Genomic DNA, 18616 nt, shown 5'->3' with positions numbered 1-18616 from the left:
ACCTGCTTTTCGCATGTATTATTTGGATTCTTCTTTTGCTTCTTCGCTCTTCGCTGGTTCACTCTTTGCAGGTTCGTTGCTGGAAGAAACTACGCTGTTGATCGCACCACGATCGAACGTAACGTTCACGTTATGAGCAATACGCAAAGTGATAGTATCGTCAGACAGGTCTTGGATCGTTCCATGCACTCCACCGATTGTTACGATCTTGTCGCCTTTTTTCAGAGCACCAAGCATAGCGTTGCGTTGTTTTGCCTTCTTTTGTTGCGGACGAATCAGCAAGAAGTAAAAAATCGCAAACATGATGATAATCGGTAAAAACTGAGTCAAGCCATCCATGAAAAAAATCCCCCTCGATTAAAAAGATCTATCTTCACCCAATCCATATTGAGCGAAAAACTGGTCGCGGAAATCTTGCAAGCGGTCTTCGGCAATCGCCTGACGCACCTGTTCCATTAACTTCACCAAGAAGTGCAAGTTGTGGTAGGTAGTTAATCGGATGCCAAAAGTTTCCTCCGACTTGACCAGGTGTCGGATGTAAGCACGGGTGTAATTTTTGCAGGTGTAGCAATCGCAATTTGGATCAAGCGGGGTAAAGTCGCGCGCGTATTTTGCATTGCGGATGACCAGTCTTCCCTGGCTTGTCATGCATGTCCCATTGCGGGCAATTCTTGTCGGCAACACACAATCAAACATGTCGATGCCGCGGATCGCTCCGTCGATAAGCGCATCTGGTGAACCAACCCCCATCAAATAGCGGGCTTTGCTTGTCGGAAGCAGTGGAACGGTGTGCTCCAGCACTTCATACATCAAAGGAAATGGTTCTCCCACACTCAAACCGCCGATCGCGTATCCTGGGAAATCCATGGAAACGAGATCGCGTGCACTTTGTGCGCGCAAATCGTTGAACATGCCACCCTGAACGATTCCAAACAAAGCTTGTTCGTTTGGACGAGTATGTGCCTTCAGGCAACGCTCTGCCCAGCGGGTTGTTCGCTCCATTGATTTTTTTACGTAATCGTACTCCGCAGGATACGGAGCACACTCATCGAATGCCATGAAAATATCGGCACCCAACGCATTTTGAATCTGCGTAGCCTCTTCAGGACCAATAAACAGCTTTTCTCCGTTTAGGTGAGAACGGAAGGATACCCCTTCCTCCGTGATCTTACGGAGGTTACTAAGGCTAAATACTTGAAACCCGCCGGAATCAGTCAGAATGGCACGGTCCCAATTCATGAAGCCGTGCAATCCACCCGCCTCGCGAACAATTTCATGCCCTGGACGAAGAAACAAATGGTACGTATTACTGAGGATGATGCCCGCGCCAAGTGCTTTTAACTCCTCGGGGCTCATCGTCTTTACTGTCGCTTGTGTACCGACAGGCATAAAGACAGGGGTGTCAATCGTCCCATGAGGGGTATGTAGCTTACCGAGACGTGCACCAGTTTGCTTGCATGTTTTGATTAACTCGTAGCGTACAGCCAAATCTTTGCACTCCTCAAGCTATGTATGTAAGTCTTACCTATTATAGAAAAACTTCTGGGTGAAGTAAACCCACCTGACTAATAAGTATACACTTATACAGGTGGGTTGTTCACATTTTTATAAAATGAACATCGCATCGCCAAAACTGAAAAAGCGATACTCCTCTTCCACAGCCGTTTTGTAGGCACGCATCACATTTTCTTTTCCAGCCAAAGCACTCACTAACATAACCAGCGTAGACTTCGGCAAGTGGAAATTCGTCAGGAGCCCGTCCAGAATGGAAAACGTGTAGCCCGGATAAATGAAAATATCCGTCCAACCAGAGGTTGCGACCAGCTTTCCTCCATTCGCGCGCCCTACTGTCTCCAATGTGCGGCATGATGTCGTCCCGACAGCGATTACTCTTCTACCTTCTGCTTTTGCCTGATTCACCAGCTTTACTGTTTCCTCGGGAATCTCATAGTACTCCGCGTGCATGACATGCTCTTCCACGGAATCGGCTGATACAGGGCGAAAAGTCCCAAGTCCCACATGCAGGGTCACGTAAGCCAGCTGTACGCCTTTGGCAGCGATTTGCTCCAAGTACGGCTTCGTGAAATGGAGACCGGCTGTCGGAGCTGCTGCCGAGCCGCGCTCCTTCGCATAGACTGTCTGGTAACGCTCACTGTCCTCCAGTTGTGCGTGAATATACGGAGGCAAAGGCATCGAGCCTAATTGGTCGAGAATCTCATAAAAGATACCCTCGTACAAAAAGCGCACGATTCGTCCACCCGTCTCTGTCACGTCTTCACATAGACAACGCAATAGACCGTTACCAAAAACCACTTCTGTCCCCGGCTTCATCCGCTTCCCGGGCTTCACCAGCGTCTCCCAGCGATCATCCCCCAGTGATTTCAACAAAAGGATTTCTATTTTTGCACCAGTCTCCGCCTTTTCTCCAATCAATCTGGCAGGTAAAACGCGGCTGTCATTCATGACGAGTACATCCCCTGCCTGGAGGTGATCGATTAAATTGGTAAATTGCTGATGAACGATATTACCTGTTTGTTTCTCTAATACGAGCAATCTCGATGATGTTCGGTCTTCTAACGGGTGCTGGGCAATCAAATGCTCCGGCAAATCAAAATCAAATTGTTGCACGTCCACGAAATCGTTACTCCTTTTTGCGGTAGATCTTGTGGCAAACGACTTACTTTTCGATTGTCACATCCTGGTAGTAGTGTTGCAAGATATCTTTGTAGTCATACCCTTCCTCTGCCATCGCACGAGCTCCGTATTGCGAAACACCAAGTCCGTGCCCAAAGCCAGTACCACGGAAGATGAATTGCGAACCATTGATCATTTCTACTTCAAACTTCGTGCTGCGCAGAGAGGAGCCACCTTGTTGAAAAACAGATCGGAAAGCATCCGGTGAAGATACGACGATCGGCGTCCCATTTGCTTCCATCGCGATCACACGTCCAGATGGACCGCGTTCTGTCACTTTCAGGCTCGTTACGTTCCCTGAAATGCGTGGAGCTTTGTTCTTGTCATGCGCGGCATTGATCATGGCTGCAACCTCTGTAGAGGTAAACGGTCCACGCGTCCACGAATACGCATTTTCTTCTTTTACTTCTGAGAGGATTGTTACTTCTGCGCCAGTAGGGAGTACCGACAACACACGATGAGTTGTTGTGCTTGGACCTGAGCGCAAATTGGTATTCTCGGTCGAAATGACCGCTATTCTTTGTCCCTCTGAATTGCTCTGGCCTGTTTCGGTGACTAGATCATTTCTTACATAGCCGAGCGATCCATCTGCTAAAGCCACGCGATACCATACGCTCGCATTGTCCATTGGATATGTGTCTTTACTCTCGACAGATCGCAAATAAGGAACTGGATTGCCCCATACTTCTGTGCCGTCCGCCGTCATACCGCCCGCATTGGAATAGAAGAGCGACTCAGCTGGTTTGCCTTGGTAGTAAATGATTTCGCCTTCTGTCTCGTCGACAGCCTCACGTACATCATCAGACTCTTTTGTATAGCCATAATACGCCTGTTCGAAAACCGTATCGGACACATTGGCAACTTCATACTTATTGCCTTGCCACACAGCACGAGTTCTCGACAGGACCGCCTGTGTTTTCAAAGCTTCCACCGGCCAGCCTTGAGCCATCTCAGAGCCAACGACTCCATATAAATATTCTTCCATTGGAAGCTCATTTACTAGCGTCAAGTGACCATTGTATTCCGACAGCTCCATCTCGCCGCGATATGTGCGCTGCTCTCGTTCTACAACGCCAATCACCGATTCATCGCCTGCTTTATTCGCTTCAACTGTCAGCTTTACTTGAGGGGAGAATACATATTTCCAAATCATTTCATCTGGTGATCCGTATACATCCTGCTTCAATATAACATAAGATTGACTGGCTGGCTCCTGATAGGAGAAAGAAGGAAATGCGGCGTTTGCTCTTCGTTTCAATTCTTTCACAGCATCAGGACTAACCTCGTCTCCGATCCAAACCGCATATTTGACTTTATCCCCATCTGATACCATCACGGGATAAGCAGGAATACCGGCTGCTTCAAATGATGCTTGCCATTCTTGCGCTTCCTTTAAGCTTTTGAATTTACCCGCTTCGAGTCGATGCGGACCTTTTACCAGCGGATTCTGCCCGATTGCTTGGGCAACCGTTTTTGCCTGATTGGCTGCAGCCTGATACGTGTCATACGTTCCGCTTACGACCTGATAGACGGTCTGACTGTTACGTTTTGTCATCTGGATTGAGCCCTCGTATTTTCGTTGGCTCATTTGCTGTGCAATCTGCTGTGCGCGATTCCAGTCACCTGTTTCGGCAACGATCAAATGATATTCATCAACCCGGTAACGAGCTGCATCTCCCTTTAATTCAGGTAAATCTGTCTTGCCCTCGGGTCCATTGAGCACGACTCCCATTCCATTTTCAGCAGTTAGCGTAACGGAAGGAACTACTCCCCGATAGCCTTGTCCTGTATCGACAAATAGCGCAACTCTGATATTGTCGCCGGCAGCCTGCGCTGGTACTTGTCCTCCTACGAGAACTACTGATAGCAGGCCCACCGAAAGGACTTTCCCCATCCATTTCTTTCTCATGTCGTCCATTGTCCTTTCTCCACCTGATTTTGTCTAAGCTTGATTTCGTCAAAAATTGGCATGTCTTCCCATGTTTTTCGACAATCGCAGGCTGATCTCCTGCCTTTTTGGTAAAATGGGACCAAACACCCGCATGCAAAAAGACCACCGGAACAATGAGCTCCGATGGCCTTCACACTTGCCTATTTAAACAGCCGGAATAAATACATGCCAAGAGACAGGACGATGCTAATCACAATACAAGTCACAATCGGAAAGTAGAACTTGACGTTTTCCTTTTCTACCACGATATCTCCCGGCAAACGCCCCAGTGGCAAAAATCTGCCTCCTACCTGCCACAAAAGACCGATTACGATTAAAGCAGCACCACCAATAATAAGTAGCTTGGCTACAGGATTCACGATTTCATCTCCCGACCAAAGTGTTGGTACGCACTCGGGGTGAGTACACGCCCCCGCGGCGTCCGCTGCATAAAGCCGATCTGCATGAGATATGGCTCGCAAACATCTTCCACCGTTTGTGACTCTTCTCCAATTGTTGCTGCGATTGTATCCAGCCCAACCGGTCCACCGTCAAAGCGATCAATAATCGCTAGCAACAGTTTATGGTCAATATGATCAAGACCACAGGCATCCACTTGCAATCTTTCCAGTGCTTCTTTGGCAATCTCTGTCGTAATGACGCCTTCACCTTTTACTTGGGCAAAATCGCGAACCCGCTTCAGCAAACGGTTTGCCACCCGGGGTGTTCCACGCGAACGTCTGGCAATCTCCTCTGCCCCGCCTTCTCGAATGACGACCTGCAAGATGTCGGCTGCCCTCGAAACGATAAAGGTCAGTTCCGGAACTGTATAAAACTCCAGGCGATTTACAACCCCAAAGCGATCTCGAAGCGGCGCGGACAGCATTCCAGCTCGCGTCGTGGCCCCAACCAGTGTAAAGGGCGGCAAATCCAAACGAACACTGCGAGCGCTTGGCCCCTTACCGATAATGATGTCCAGCGCAAAATCCTCCATAGCCGGATACAAAACTTCCTCGACGCTTCGGTTGAGCCTGTGAATCTCGTCGATAAACAGGACGTCGCCTTCTTGCAAATTCGTCAAAATCGCCGCCAAATCACCCGGACGCTCAATAGCCGGACCTGACGTCGTGCGGATGTTCACACCCAGCTCATTTGCGATAATTTGCGACAAGGTCGTCTTCCCTAGACCAGGCGGACCGTACAGCAGTACGTGATCCAATGACTCTTTTCGCATTTTCGCTGCTTCAATAAAAATTTTCAGGTTTTCCTTTACGTGTTGTTGACCGATGTATTCGTTTAAATAGCGAGGACGGAGGCTCAGCTCCGCCGCATCTTCTTCCCAATTCATATGCGTCGTGATGATCCGAGAATCCAAAATCCTACCCCCTCATGAGCAACGCAAGCCCTTGTTTGATGAGCTTTTCTACACCATCGCCCTCTTTTGATTTCTCAGACAGCGTGTTTCTGATTTTTTGCAGTTCACCATCAGAGTAACCCAGTGCGGTCAATGCATCGAGCGCTTCGTTCAGTGCAGATACAGCTTGCTCGCCTGCTGTCAAATCACCCGCTGCAACAGTCAAAATCGCAGATGGTGTGTATCCTACCAATTTATCCTTCAAATCAAGGATAATGCGCTGGGCAGTCTTTTTCCCAATCCCCGGAAATTTCGTCAAATAGGTAACATTCTCCTGTTGAACCGCCATCACCAACTGCTCAGGCGTCGCTGCAGCCAGAATGGCCAATCCGCCCTTTGGCCCGATTCCGCTAACATCAAGCAGTTTACGGAACAAATCGCGTTCGTCACGGGTAGCGAAGCCGTACAGCAGAATGGCATCCTCCCGCACATGGTGGTGGGTAAACAATTTGGTTTTGTTGCCTTCATACCGAACGAATTGGTACGGGTTTGGGCAAAACAGTCGATAACCAATTCCGCCCGTTTCGATAACTATGTATTCCGAATCGAGATAACTAAGTGTACCTTCTACAAAATCAATCATTTCTTGACCCCTTCCGAAATGGAAATGAACGCGCGAAACTGTGCGTGCGTAATAGCAATACCCAATGCGTCCGCCACGTCGTCAGGCTTTGGTACTTCTTTTAACCGCAATAGGAGCTTCGTCATTTCCTGAATTTGTTTCTTCTCTGCTCCCCCGTAGCCAGTCACGGCTTGCTTGACCTGCATCGGGGTATATTCATAGACCGGCACACCAGCCAGCTCTGCCGCAAGCAAAATAACCCCTCGCGCTTGACCAACTGTAAAAGCCGTCGTCACATTTTTATTAAAGAAAAGTTTTTCGACCGACATTTCATCGGGACGATATGTTTCCAGAAGGCTCTGCATTGCCTCAAAAATCTGTTTCAATCTAAGCGGTACTGACAATCCTGCTTCTGTCTGGATGCTTCCATATTGGACGGGACGCAATTGGCTGCCCTCTTTATCCACAACCCCGAAGCCAACAATCGCAATACCAGGGTCAATTCCTAAAATGCGCATAGTCCACTCTCCGTGAGCAAAGATTCTACTCTCTACTGTAACACAAAGCATCCAGAAAGCGAACGTGTATTTCCATTTTATATCCGAGTTCAAAAAGTCGACTTTTTGAACAATCTTATAAAAAACCCGCTCCTTATAAAAGGAACGGGTTATACGGTGTCTGTTAGTGTTTGTTCATTCCGAGTGAATCCGACACATCATGCTGCAAGTGGGCATATTCGTCCACGCCACTTTGCATGTGCTCTTTGATCTTGTTGATCTGTTGGTAATTGAGCTTGTTGTGCCCCTGGTTCAACTGAACGTACAAACGCTGATGGAACTGGTCTTTGTAGCTACCTCTAGGCATGGTAGACATGGTCTAAAGACTCCTCCTTCGATCACCGTATGAAATCAGTATGGCGTAAGCGCAAGGGCGTTATGATACCAAGATTTACGCAACATGAGTCAGACATTTAATTGAAACGATAAGCAGTGGAGGTGTTGGTTGTTGCGAAGCAAAGTCCTTATTTTTTGTATATGCCTTTTCGTAATCGCACTGTCAATGCCACACTCTGCATTTGCCAAGGTCAAGAATGACATCACGGTCACCGTTTCAGTCTCACCTGAGTCCTCTTTCCAAACGACCATGTCCTTCCGTGATCAAAAGCAATTTACGAAGCGGCTATTAGGCTCTACTACCGAAGTCGCCTCCTACAACCCCCACTGGATACGAGCTACACTGACCGTAAAAAAACGAACGTATGTATATGATCACGATGGACAGCTTTATGAAAAAGAAATGCCCCGCCGTTATGTTTTGGCAAACGATGTTCGCCAGCGGATCGAAGAAATGGCCAAGTCCGTTGAGGCAGTCCATTTTGCACATGCCATACCCTGGGAACAGGTGAAAAAAACGTTGAAACGGATGGAATTCGGTACCGTGATTGATTTAGAGACAGGACAACGTTTTGATGTCCAGCGCAGAGCAGGTAGTCGCCATGCCGATGTCCAACCGTTGACACGCAAGGATACACAGATCATGAAGAACATTTATCAGGGAAAATGGTCGTGGAAGCGCAGAGCTATTCTGGTAGAGGTAGACGGTACTTATTTTGCAGCATCCATGCACGGAATGCCTCACGGCGCTGGCGCGATTAAAGGAAATGAATTCCCGGGGCATTTTTGCATCCACTTTTTCGGCAGCTCCACCCATCGACGCACAGAGCCCGATCCTAGTCACAGCATGATGATTCTAAAAGCCTCCGGAGCACTTGCGACTACAATAAAAGGGGCGTCTCCAGAAGAGCTGGTCGGTTATTTCCTCACCGCGTTGCATGAGCACGACACCCATGCAATGCGAATGACAACGGACGGATTCACACTTCCTGAAGGGCTGTCCGCGATCGAATCTGTGCGAACGTCAGAAATCGTCATCCCGTCAGATGAACGTGGCCCCCTCTTGATAGAGGTTCCTGTTCGGCTCACGTACATCGCCCGGGAAGGCGGTAATTTCCGACGAACATGGAAGTTTCTTTTGCGCCGCGAAGTCCCGGGGGAACGCTGGCGAATCATTGCGGTTGAACTGAATCCATAGCAATTGAAACAAAAATCCCTTTCCAGTCCAATACGTGCTTGTTACACGAAAGGCTCGAAAGGGATTTCTTTTAGGTCCACCCGTTTTCATTGGCCACTCCATTGGTATTCGCCATAGGTGGACAATACACTGTTATACTCTGCCAGATTCCGAATGCGAATCCCTCGTTTCAGATTCTCCCATTCCTCTTTTGGCAGACTCGCTTCCATTTTTGCTGTATCGATTCGATAAAAGGTCTGTACGACATCTTGTTCAGCAGGCAGACCATGAAACAGGGCAAGCATGCCGTCTGACGCTATTCCGATATGTCCATTCTCCTTGCACGCTGGCGCTATATCCTGCTCGCGTTTCATTAAGATCATCTTGACAGGTTCTGCTTGTACAATTTCCCATCCATTATAGTTGCCCATGACGTCTGCCAGTTGATTGGTACGAACTGCCACATGTTCTTCGTCTCGCACCCCACACAAATAATGGCGAGCTAAAACCAGTTCGTACGACGTCCCCGCGACTACATCTGCTTTGCCTGAATGGTTCAGTAAACGAGCAAGACCCGAATCGTTTCCGTCCTTTCCTACTAACAGGATACCGATTACGACGCCAGTGGCTAATGCTGCACCCCATGTCGCGTAAACCACCCACTGTTTTTTCTCTGTCACATAGAACCCCTTCTTTTATATAGGCTTTTCTTCCTATCATTACCACAAAGAAAGAGGGGCATACGCGACCTATGGCGGATTGACGTTATATTTTTTTATTTTTGTCAATACAAAAAATTAATATACTATTTCATCTAGCTATCTATCCAGCGTCCTATTCTAATGATAAACTATTTTTGCTTGGCATTATTGTAAACTTATGGAGGTCATTTCAAACATGAAAAAAACGAACAAAAAAATGCTGACTGCTTTCCTCCTCAGCACTTCTTTGGTTGTTGGCGCTCTCTCTTTTCCTATTACTCCTGTAAGCGCACAAACAGATTCTGTCCTGAAGCTCCGCCTGTTGGAAACGACAGATATCCACACCAACATCGTTAACTATGACTACTATCAAGACAAAAACACAGACGAGTTTGGCCTCGCAAAAACAGCGACACTGGTCAAAAAAGCAAGAGAAGAAGCGAAAAACAGCATCCTGATCGACAACGGTGACTTGTTGCAAGGAAACCCATTGGGCGACTACGTGGCAAAAATCGACCCGTTGAAAGCTGGAGACACTCACCCTGCTTACAAAGCAATGAACCTGATGGACTATGATGTTGCCAATATCGGTAACCACGAGTTCAACTTTGGTTTGGAGTTCTTGGATACCAGCTTGAAGGGTGCAAAATTCCCTTACATAAACTCCAACGTGTATGTAGACGACAAGGACAAAAACCCTGACAATGACAAAAACATGTACACTCCTTACGAAATCCTGGAGCGCACATTTAAAGATGAGAACGGCAAAGATGTAAAACTCAAAGTAGGCGTAATCGGTTTTGTTCCACCACAAATTATGCAGTGGGACAAGGCTAACCTGGAAGGAAAAGTTATCGCGAAAGACATCGTAGAAACTGCCAACAAATTCGTACCTGAAATGAAGAAAAAAGGTGCAGACATCATCATCGCGGTTCCTCACTCCGGAATTGGCCCTACCGAGGGTGGTCCTCAATTGGAGAATGCTAGCTACCAACTGAGCAAAGTAGATGGTATCGACGCGATCCTGTTCGGACACTCCCACTCCGTATTCCCTGGTCCTGGATTCGATAAAATTCCAGGCGTTGATGCAGAAAAAGGAACGATCAATGGTAAACCAGCCGTTATGCCTGGCTTCTGGGGTAACCACCTCGGTGTGATCGACCTGACGCTGAAACAAGAAAATGGAAAATGGAAAGTGGCTGAGTCCGCTACCAAAGTAGTTCCAATCTATGACAAAGCGAACAAAGCATCCTTGGCTGATGCAGACAAAACTATCGTAGATGCAGTAAAAGAAGATCACGATAAAACAGTTGAATGGGTTCGTTCTGCTGTAGGGAAAACATCTTCCCCGATCTTCAGCTACTTTGCACTTGTGCAAGATGATCCATCTATCCAAATCGTAACCAATGCACAAAAATGGTTCGTTGAGAAAAACGTGAAGGGTACAGAATACGAAGGCATTCCTGTTCTGTCTGCTGGTGCACCATTTAAAGCAGGCGGCCGTAACGGGGTAAGCTACTACTCCAATATCCCAGCTGGTACAATCGCCATCAAAAACGTATCTGACCTGTACATCTACCCGAACACATTGAAAGCGGTTCTGGTCGATGGAGCTACGGTGAAAGAATGGTTGGAGCGTTCCGCTGGACAGTTCAACCAAATCGATCTGAAGAAAACGGATGAGCAACCACTCATCAACGAGTCTTTCCCAACGTACAACTTTGATGTAATCGACGGTGTTACTTATCAAATCGATGTTACACAGCCATCCAAATACGCTGTAGATGGAAAAGTAGCAAGCAAAGATGCAAACCGCATCAAAAACCTGTCTTTTAATGGCAAACCAGTAAAACCTGAAGACAAATTCATCGTCGTAACGAACAACTACCGTGCAAGCGGCGGCGGTGCGTTCCCAGGTCTGGATGGCAAAAACATCGTAATCGATTCTCCAGATGAAAACCGTCAAATCGTAATCGACTACATCCTGAACCAAAAAAATATCGACCCAGCAGCAGACAACAACTGGTCTTTTGCTCCAGTAAATGCGAAGCTGAACGTTACATTCACTTCTTCTCCTGACGCGAAACCATTCGCTGAAAAATTGTCCAATATCAAGTTCATCAACGTATTGGAAACTGGGTTTGCGAAATTCTCTATTGATCTGTCCAAGCCTGCTTCCAAGTAAGCTTGTCACCAACACAAACATCCCTCTTTCGAGAGGGATGTTTTGTTTTATCCGACTATCCGACAAAATGGTAATGCCCCCATGGAGAGTGCTGGAAAATTCGTTCTCCATCGTTTAAAAAACGTTGGCGATTCGCCATCACTTTGCCTTCCATTTGGATCAGCTGCATGACGCCCTTCATGTGGTAGCCTGGGCGCTGACTATACAAGCCCGTTACCTCCCGCAAGAAATTATCCGGATAGCGAAGCAATTGATGAACAGCCCATATCTGGGTATCAGATAAATAGTTGATGTTACTATAGGCTTCCATCGCTTCCACAAAGGAATCCATGCGGTAGTCTTGCATCAACAGCATTCGTGACATTAATTGTACAAGGTCAACAAGCTGAAGATCATGACCTACTGTATCAAGGTCAATCAAATAGCAATTGCCTCGCTCCGTAAGCAGAAAGTTATGACTCGCCACGTCTCTGTGCGCGAGTGTCCCCTTCTCCATGGCTAAAAACATTTCTGGCGTCAAAGGCAGCTTGTAGGCAGATTGCAGCAGCTCCTTGCCATCTCGAAGAACGTGATCTGCCTGGTGCGAAATGAGTTGCTCCAGTTTGCTCTGGGGTCCTTTCTGTTCAATCGACCACATCAACCGCTCAAAGTATTCCAAGCGGCTCTCCCATTTATCTAAAAGAGCCGGTTTTCCTTCATACGCATACGTATGAGCAATAGGAAAACCCTGAGCTGCAACATGAAAACGGGCTAATGTTTCTGCTGTTTTTTTGACATCGAAAAGAGAAGCGTTATCTGCTTCATGCCCATCAATCATTTTCATGATGGTGTAATGACGGTCTTCAAATGCAAAAATTTTGGATCCTTCATGATTCTCCACATACTGCACAGTATGATGAAAGCCCTTCTCATGTAGTGCATCCGCTAACTCTGTCACCCACACAGCTTTTTCGACCTGCTTATATCCTTTGAGTATCCAGTGGCCCCTGTCTGTTTTTAACAGGTTGACGTTTCGCTTCGGCTTCACACCGTAGATTTGACAGCGAAAAGCCTTTTCAATGGTGGATAAGATTCCTTTGTTCATCCCATACCCTCTCAGTAAGAAGAGGAATCTTCATGCCCATCTCCCCAGTTCGGCCAAACCCCTTGTTCAGGCATGGTAGCCATACACGGGGAAGGCGGGAACATCATGTTATTGTGAATATCCTGTGGAGAACGATTGTACTTGCCTTTTCGGCCTTTGTACTCCCGGACTTCAGAAGAACACTCACATGATGATGACTCCACTGGTTCCGGGCACACAGGCCTTTTCGCTCGTGGCCGCTTTAATGGCATGGGTGGAAATGGTGGTGGGCATGGATAAGGAAACGGCGGCATCGGTCTGATTGGTGGTGGGACAATTGGAAATGGATTGATTGGTCGCATTTGTTCTGGACTCACAATCGGTCGTCGATTTGGATAAAACGGGCCCATCCACGGGTTCCCGAACGGTGGGCAAGGCGGAAATGGCGGGCATGGTGGCATGAACGGCGGTGGGAATGGCGGGAACGGACGCACCTGTGGCATTGGCCTGCGCTCTTGCTCTGGACTTACCCTCGTCGATGGCTTCAGCTTCTGTTGCGGACTCACTTTTGAAGGTGGCTTGAGCTGCTGTTGTGGGCTCACCTTTGAAGGCGGCTTCATCGGCCGCAACGGACTCACCCGTGATGGTGGATAGTTTGGCTGCATCGGTTGCAACGGACTCACCCGCGGTGGTGGATAATTTGGCTGCATCGGTTGCAACGGACTTACTCGTGGTGGGTAGTTTGGCTGCATCGGTTGCAACGGACTTACCCGTGGTGGTGGATAGTTTGGCTGCATCGGTTGCAACGGACTTACCCGTGGTGGTGGATAGTTTGGCTGCATCGGTTGCAATGGACTTACCCGTTGTGGTGGATAATTTGGCTGTGGGCAAGGTGGGCATGCATATGCTGGCGGTCTTGTAGGCTGTAATGGCAAGACCTGAGTTGGTGGTCTATATGGAATGCTAGGCACATTTTGATTCGGTGGAATCGCTGGTGGATAAATATACGGACTCACTCCGGTTGGAGGTGGAGTCGGTATGAGTGGACGTATAGGAACAGGAGGAACCGGAGGAAGCACATTTGGCTTGCCTGAAATGTTCGGTGGTTTATACGGTGTTGGCTTCTCGATTGGTTTTTCCATTGGTTTTTCGATTGGTTTTTCGATTGGTTTTTCGATCGGCTCCGTTGGTTTTGGAATAGGCTGTGTTGGTGGTGGAGGTGGTAATGTAGGTGGTGCTGTTGGCCTGACTACCTCTGGTGAAACAGAAGGGACTGGTGGTCTTGGCATCTCCTTGGGTGGCCTCGTAGGAATGGGAGCTGGCAGTGGAGTAGGCCTGATCTCCTCCCTTGATTCGATTTGCACCTCTCCTGATTCTTCTGGCTCAATTGGCCGCCTTTCGATTTGCTGCGGTACCTCCATCTCTTCCTCTTCCGTAATCGGTCTTTCTTTCACATAAGGGGCCGCTTCACTCATTGGATGGGGGGGCGTCGTTCTTTGCTGTGGTCGGACAGGAACTTGTTTCGCCGGAATCTTGATTCTCGCTCCAGGATAAATTGTATCGGGAGTTTTTAATTGACTATTAAGGCGTAACAGTTCTTTGTAATCGACGCCATATCTTTTGGCGATCTTCCACATCGTATCGCCTTTTTGGACGATGTGTATTCTCAATGTTTTTCTCCTCCCTTGCACCAAACTCCCTAACATCGTATGCAGTCATGGGCGTTTTGCTCCTTGACGCCACTCCTTTGTTGGGAGGGAGCCAGAAAAAGAAAAAACCAATCCCTCTAGGAATTGGTCTGATGCATATAAAATGGATACGTCCCGAGCTGACGAACTTGACAACCAATGGCTTCAATCTCCGCAAACGCTCCTGGCAACAAGACGTCGTCCATCTTCTGCTCAATGTCGATGACAAAATAATAGCTTCCGAGTGCCCTCTTCGTCGGACGTGATTCGATGCGAGACAAGTTGACCTTTCTCCAAGCAAAAGCAGCCAGCACTTGATACAATGCTCCCGGGAAATCTTCCGGCAGCGTGACCAGTATCGTCGTCTTTTCCTTGCGGGAAACCGGCAGATCAAGACTTTCCAGACCAACGAGAACAAAACGCGTGTAGTTATTCGAATAATCTTGAATTTGTTCACGCGCAAACTCCAATGGATAAATCTCTACATTCAATCGAGTACCAACAGCAGCCCACGGCTCTTCTGGATGCTCACTCACCATTTTGGCTGCCAATGCCGTACTGTTTACCGTTTCGATCGCTGCTTCCGGCAAATTCTCACGCAAAAAGTTGTGGCTTTGTGCAATCGCTTGAGGATGTGACAACACTCTCGTAATCGCTGACAAAGGCAATGGGTGCTCTCTTTTTGCCACCAGCAAGTTTTGCGTAATCGGTAGTGCGAGCTCCGCCAGAATGGGCAAATCTACTTCGTGAATGAGCCAATCCAGTGTAGAATTGACTGTTCCTTCAATGGAGTTTTCCATCGGTACGACACCGTATGCCACTTCCTTTTTGGAAACAGCGTCTAGTACTTCAATAATACTTGGGTACGGAACGAAAGATAACTTTTGTCCGAGCGACAATATCCTCGCTGCTTCTTCGGTAAACGTTCCACGCGGTCCTAGAAAAGCAAGTTTCTTCTCCATGGCTACTCCTATCCACTATGGTCTATCTCTGATGGATTTCTACCTGTACGCCATTTTCGTCCGGTTGCAAGATCATCACGCGGTACGAGATGTCGTGCCCTTTCATCACTCTGTCCACAAATGCACGCAGCTTCTCTAATTCTTCATCCGAAGAGAAAAAACAGAGGATCGTCGGTCCCGCGCCGCTTAAAGCAGCCCCCAGTGCCCCGTGTTCAGTCGCTTTGTCCAGGATTTCGTTCAATCCAGGTACAAGCTTTGCTCGATACGGCTGATGCAACCGATCCGACATTGCCCGTCCCATCAGGTCGAGTCTGCCTTGTGCCAGTGCAGCAACTAGCAAACTACTATGACCCACATTATATACAACATCCTCTCTGCTGTACACCTGCGGCAAGACGTTCCGCGCTTTTTCTGTCGAGAGCATGAATTCTGGGATCACGACGAGTGTTTGCAATCCCGCCGGAGCAGAAAACCGCACATATGGAATGGGGTCTCCTGGTACTTCAGGCATCGTCGCAACAATGATACCGCCAAACATCGAAGCTCCCGCATTATCCGGATGCCCTTCTAGGCGTGTTGCCTTTTCAAACAATTGCTCACGAGTAAATGGTTCGCCAGCGAGATGGTTGGCCGCTACAAGTGCACCTACAATCGCAGCCGCACTACTCCCCAATCCCCTCGTCAGGGGAGCATCACTGGAAGCACGAATCGCCAGCTCAGGAATGGCGAGACCTGCTTCTTGAAACAATCCCGCCGCAACCTTGTACAGGAGATTGTTTTTGTCCGTCGGTGTTCCTTGCAGCTCCTTGCCCATCATCTCTACTGTCGTATGATCACTGATTTCCATTTCTACGACAGAATACAACTGGAAAGCCATTCCCAGCGCATCGAATCCCGGTCCCAGATTCGCTGTTGTTGCTGGTATGGTTACTTTTACACGTTGTCCATTCATGATACAAATTCTCTCCCACTTTGACGAACCAGCTCCATCACAGCTTCATGTGTCGCCGGAACAGAACGGGGCTCTTCACCTACCAGCTTCAAAGCGATATTTGGATCTTTTAGTCCGTTTCCAGTCAGTACACACACGATCTGGCTGCCGGGTTGAAGCCTGCCCGCCTCATGCAGCTTGATAATGCCAGCCAGCGATGCTGCCGAGGCAGGCTCACAAAACACACCTTCACTCTTCGCCAGCAAATGATAGGCATGCAAAATTTCTTCGTCCGTTACACTATCAACAAGACCGCTTGATTTCGAAATGGCATTCAAAGCGCCATCCTTGCTCGCCGGGTTACCAATGCGAATGGCTGTCGCAATCGTTTCAGGGTTGGCTACTGGTTTGCCATGAACCAACGGCGCTGCTCCCGCTGCCTGGAAACCGTACATCTTAGGCAAGCGGCTCGATCTTTTGGCTGCGAAATATTCCTCGAAGCCTTTCCAATATGCTGTAATGTTTCCTGCGTTGCCAACTGGGATGGCCAAAATGTCAGGTGCGTCCGTCAGCGCATCGCACACTTCAAACGCCGCGGTCTTTTGTCCCTCGATCCGGTAAGGGTTCACGGAATTCACCAGTGTAATCGGCTCTTTCGCTGTGATTTCGCGAACGATATCCAACGCTTCATCAAAATTACCGTCAATCGCGATAACTTCTGCACCATAGGCGATAGCCTGAGCCAACTTGCCTAACGCGATATTGCCGTTCGGGATCAGGACGATGCAACGCAATCCTGAGCGTGCCGCATACGCAGCTGCTGCTGCTGATGTATTTCCCGTCGAAGCGCACATGATTGTGTTGCTTCCCTCTTCTACCGCTTTGGCTACAGCCATGACCATGCCTCTATCTTTGAAAGAGCCAGTCGGATTGAGCCCCTCGTACTTGACGTACAGCTCCACCCCCAATTGTTTGGAAAGATTCGGAGCATGGATTAGGGGTGTGTTTCCTTCATGCAAGCTGACCAGCGGAGTTTTTTCTGTGATCGGGAGAAATTCCTGATAACGTGCCAAGATGCCAGACTGTCGATCAAAAGCCATTATTTGTCTCCCCCTTCTACACGGTAGCAGCTCTGCACAGTTGATACGATATCCATCTGCTCCATGTAAGCCAGTACCGCATCCATGTCACTTTTTGAGGACAGGTGTGTAATCATGATAATCTCCGCTTCACGTCCGTTGTTGAACGGTTGCTGGATGACCTGCTCAAGGGAAATATTTTTGTCTGCCAATAGCTGCGTAATTTGAGCAAGAACACCGCGTTTATCTGCAACTACGATGCGCAGGAAGTATTTAGAGAATTTTTCGCTGTCTTCTTTCAATACTTTTTCTTTGTAGGGAGCAACCATTCCGCGTCCATTCACTCCTAGCTTTCTGTTTTTGACGACAGTGACCAGGTCAGACACAACGGCGGTAGCAGTCGGCATTTCACCTGCGCCCGGCCCGTAAAACATGGTTTCTCCTACCGCTTCCCCATGTACGTACACGGCATTAAAGACACCATTTACGGAAGCGAGTGGATGGGATTTTGGAACCAGAGTCGGCTGCACACTTACCTCAATCGCCTCTTCGTCACGACGAGCCAGGCCGAGCAGCTTGATTTCGTAGCCCAGTTGTTTGCCATAAGCGATATCTTCCTTGCTCACGGAGCTGATCCCTTTTACGTCCACATCTTCGAGCTTCATCGGTACACGGAAGCCCAGTGTTGCCAGAATCGCCATTTTGCGGGCGGCATCAAAGCCCTCCACATCGGAGGTTGGGTCCTGCTCCGCGTAGCCCAGTGCTTGCGCTTCTTTCAATACCTCACTATATTCTGCGCCCTCTTGACTCATTTTGGTCATGATGTAATTGGTCGTCCCGTTGACAATCCCCATCATTTTCGCGATACGGTCTGAGGAAAACCCCTCTACTAGCGCACGCAAAATTGGTATTCCACCAGCCACGCTTGCCTCGTAGAAAACGTCACAGCCCTTTTCTTGCGCCTTCTCTAAAATTTCGGCTCCGTGCAACGCCATCAGATCCTTGTTGGCTGTTACTACGTGCTTGCCTCGTTCGAGTGCACCCAAAATGTACTCTTTTGCAGGGTGAATGCCACCAATTACTTCTACGATGACTTCAATTTCTGGATCATCCAAAAGACTAGCAGGATCTGTGGTCAGCGCGCCCTCCATGGATGAAATATTGCGAGATTTTTCCGCATCCTGAACAAGAATACGGGAAACCTCAATACTGAGGCCGGTTTGCTTTTGCAAATCCTCCTGATGCGCTTGAATGATGCGTACTACACCAGTCCCTACTGTTCCAAAACCCATTAATCCCAATTTAATGCTCTGCTTCTCCATGTCTCTCTCCCCTGC

At 48.3% G+C, this 18616-nt stretch carries 19 protein-coding genes and 1 pseudogene; 3 read left to right on the top strand and 17 right to left on the bottom strand.

Going from position 1 to position 18616, the window contains the following annotated elements; genetic code table 11:
* Positions 1–18: 18 nt before the first annotated feature.
* From yajC to HP398_RS09595, 9 genes are all read right to left on the bottom strand, one after another.
* Complete coding sequence (gene yajC / locus HP398_RS09635; protein ID WP_017247568.1) at positions 19–339, bottom strand: preprotein translocase subunit YajC; 321 nt, start codon at positions 337–339, stop codon at positions 19–21.
* 18 nt (positions 340–357) lie between these two features.
* Entirely contained in the window at positions 358–1488 is a 1131-nt protein-coding gene (gene tgt / locus HP398_RS09630; RefSeq protein WP_007717557.1) for a tRNA guanosine(34) transglycosylase Tgt, read from the bottom strand.
* A 117-nt stretch (positions 1489–1605) separates the two neighbouring features.
* The gene (gene queA, locus HP398_RS09625; protein WP_173622460.1) at positions 1606–2634 is read right to left on the bottom strand and encodes a tRNA preQ1(34) S-adenosylmethionine ribosyltransferase-isomerase QueA; all 1029 of its coding nucleotides are present in this window, start codon (positions 2632–2634) and stop codon (positions 1606–1608) included.
* A gap of 43 nt (positions 2635–2677) precedes the next feature.
* Complete coding sequence (locus HP398_RS09620) at positions 2678–4612, bottom strand: SpoIID/LytB domain-containing protein (RefSeq protein WP_173622459.1); 1935 nt, start codon at positions 4610–4612, stop codon at positions 2678–2680.
* A 173-nt stretch (positions 4613–4785) separates the two neighbouring features.
* A complete protein-coding gene (locus tag HP398_RS09615) occupies positions 4786–5004 on the bottom strand; it encodes a DUF2905 domain-containing protein (protein WP_012685583.1) in 219 nt (72 codons plus the stop codon).
* Positions 5001–5999, bottom strand: a complete 999-nt coding sequence (gene ruvB / locus HP398_RS09610) for a Holliday junction branch migration DNA helicase RuvB (protein ID WP_012685582.1) — start codon at positions 5997–5999, stop codon at positions 5001–5003. Before ruvB ends, HP398_RS09615 begins: the two co-directional genes overlap by 4 nt.
* A gap of 4 nt (positions 6000–6003) precedes the next feature.
* Positions 6004–6621, bottom strand: a complete 618-nt coding sequence (gene ruvA / locus HP398_RS09605) for a Holliday junction branch migration protein RuvA (RefSeq protein WP_012685581.1) — start codon at positions 6619–6621, stop codon at positions 6004–6006.
* A complete protein-coding gene (gene ruvC / locus HP398_RS09600; RefSeq protein WP_017247564.1) occupies positions 6618–7118 on the bottom strand; it encodes a crossover junction endodeoxyribonuclease RuvC in 501 nt (166 codons plus the stop codon). Before ruvC ends, ruvA begins: the two co-directional genes overlap by 4 nt.
* 163 nt (positions 7119–7281) lie before the next feature.
* Positions 7282–7473: a hypothetical protein gene (locus tag HP398_RS09595; RefSeq protein WP_017247563.1), complete on the bottom strand. Its 192-nt coding sequence runs from the start codon at positions 7471–7473 to the stop codon at positions 7282–7284.
* A 129-nt stretch (positions 7474–7602) separates the two neighbouring features.
* Here HP398_RS09595 and HP398_RS09590 point away from each other — a divergent pair, with 129 nt between their 5' ends.
* Complete coding sequence (locus HP398_RS09590; protein ID WP_173622458.1) at positions 7603–8691, top strand: hypothetical protein; 1089 nt, start codon at positions 7603–7605, stop codon at positions 8689–8691.
* An 86-nt stretch (positions 8692–8777) separates the two neighbouring features.
* On the opposite strand, the gene HP398_RS09585 is transcribed toward HP398_RS09590, so the two are convergent.
* Entirely contained in the window at positions 8778–9350 is a 573-nt protein-coding gene (locus tag HP398_RS09585; RefSeq protein ID WP_017247561.1) for a BofC C-terminal domain-containing protein, read from the bottom strand.
* 217 nt (positions 9351–9567) lie between these two features.
* Here HP398_RS09585 and HP398_RS09580 point away from each other — a divergent pair, with 217 nt between their 5' ends.
* The gene (locus tag HP398_RS09580) at positions 9568–11556 is read left to right on the top strand and encodes a bifunctional 2',3'-cyclic-nucleotide 2'-phosphodiesterase/3'-nucleotidase (protein WP_173622457.1); all 1989 of its coding nucleotides are present in this window, start codon (positions 9568–9570) and stop codon (positions 11554–11556) included.
* Positions 11557–11611: 55 nt separating this feature from the next.
* On the opposite strand, the gene HP398_RS09575 is transcribed toward HP398_RS09580, so the two are convergent.
* Together HP398_RS09575 and HP398_RS31170 are read right to left on the bottom strand one after the other, a co-directional pair.
* Positions 11612–12640, bottom strand: a complete 1029-nt coding sequence (locus tag HP398_RS09575) for a phosphotransferase (protein ID WP_017247559.1) — start codon at positions 12638–12640, stop codon at positions 11612–11614.
* A 183-nt stretch (positions 12641–12823) separates the two neighbouring features.
* A complete protein-coding gene (locus HP398_RS31170) occupies positions 12824–13510 on the bottom strand; it encodes a prolipoprotein diacylglyceryl transferase (RefSeq protein ID WP_256436333.1) in 687 nt (228 codons plus the stop codon).
* A 147-nt stretch (positions 13511–13657) separates the two neighbouring features.
* On the opposite strand from HP398_RS31170, the gene HP398_RS30890 reads away from it, so the two are divergent.
* Positions 13658–14077: a hypothetical protein gene (locus HP398_RS30890; protein ID WP_254475992.1), complete on the top strand. Its 420-nt coding sequence runs from the start codon at positions 13658–13660 to the stop codon at positions 14075–14077.
* A gap of 125 nt (positions 14078–14202) precedes the next feature.
* Here HP398_RS30890 and HP398_RS30885 read toward each other — a convergent pair.
* The 5 genes and pseudogenes from HP398_RS30885 to HP398_RS09550 form a co-directional block, all read right to left on the bottom strand.
* A pseudogene (locus tag HP398_RS30885) lies at positions 14203–14256 on the bottom strand (LysM peptidoglycan-binding domain-containing protein); the annotation flags it as partial.
* Between the two features lie 149 nt (positions 14257–14405).
* Positions 14406–15269: a prephenate dehydratase gene (pheA, locus tag HP398_RS09565; RefSeq protein WP_017247555.1), complete on the bottom strand. Its 864-nt coding sequence runs from the start codon at positions 15267–15269 to the stop codon at positions 14406–14408.
* Positions 15270–15291: 22 nt separating this feature from the next.
* Positions 15292–16221 (bottom strand): homoserine kinase, encoded by a 930-nt coding sequence (gene thrB / locus HP398_RS09560; RefSeq protein ID WP_017247554.1) that lies wholly within the window; start codon positions 16219–16221, stop codon positions 15292–15294.
* Positions 16218–17300, bottom strand: coding sequence for a threonine synthase (thrC, locus tag HP398_RS09555; RefSeq protein ID WP_173622455.1), 1083 nt, complete (start codon positions 17298–17300; stop codon positions 16218–16220). The genes thrB and thrC overlap by 4 nt, the downstream gene beginning before the upstream one ends.
* Positions 17300–18601, bottom strand: coding sequence for a homoserine dehydrogenase (locus HP398_RS09550; RefSeq protein ID WP_017247552.1), 1302 nt, complete (start codon positions 18599–18601; stop codon positions 17300–17302). Before HP398_RS09550 ends, thrC begins: the two co-directional genes overlap by 1 nt.
* Positions 18602–18616 lie beyond the last annotated feature (15 nt).

It is taken from the genome of Brevibacillus sp. HB1.4B (assembly GCF_013284285.1).
Taxonomy (GTDB): domain Bacteria; phylum Bacillota; class Bacilli; order Brevibacillales; family Brevibacillaceae; genus Brevibacillus; species Brevibacillus porteri.
This window is presented reverse-complemented; position numbering and strand designations above follow the sequence as displayed.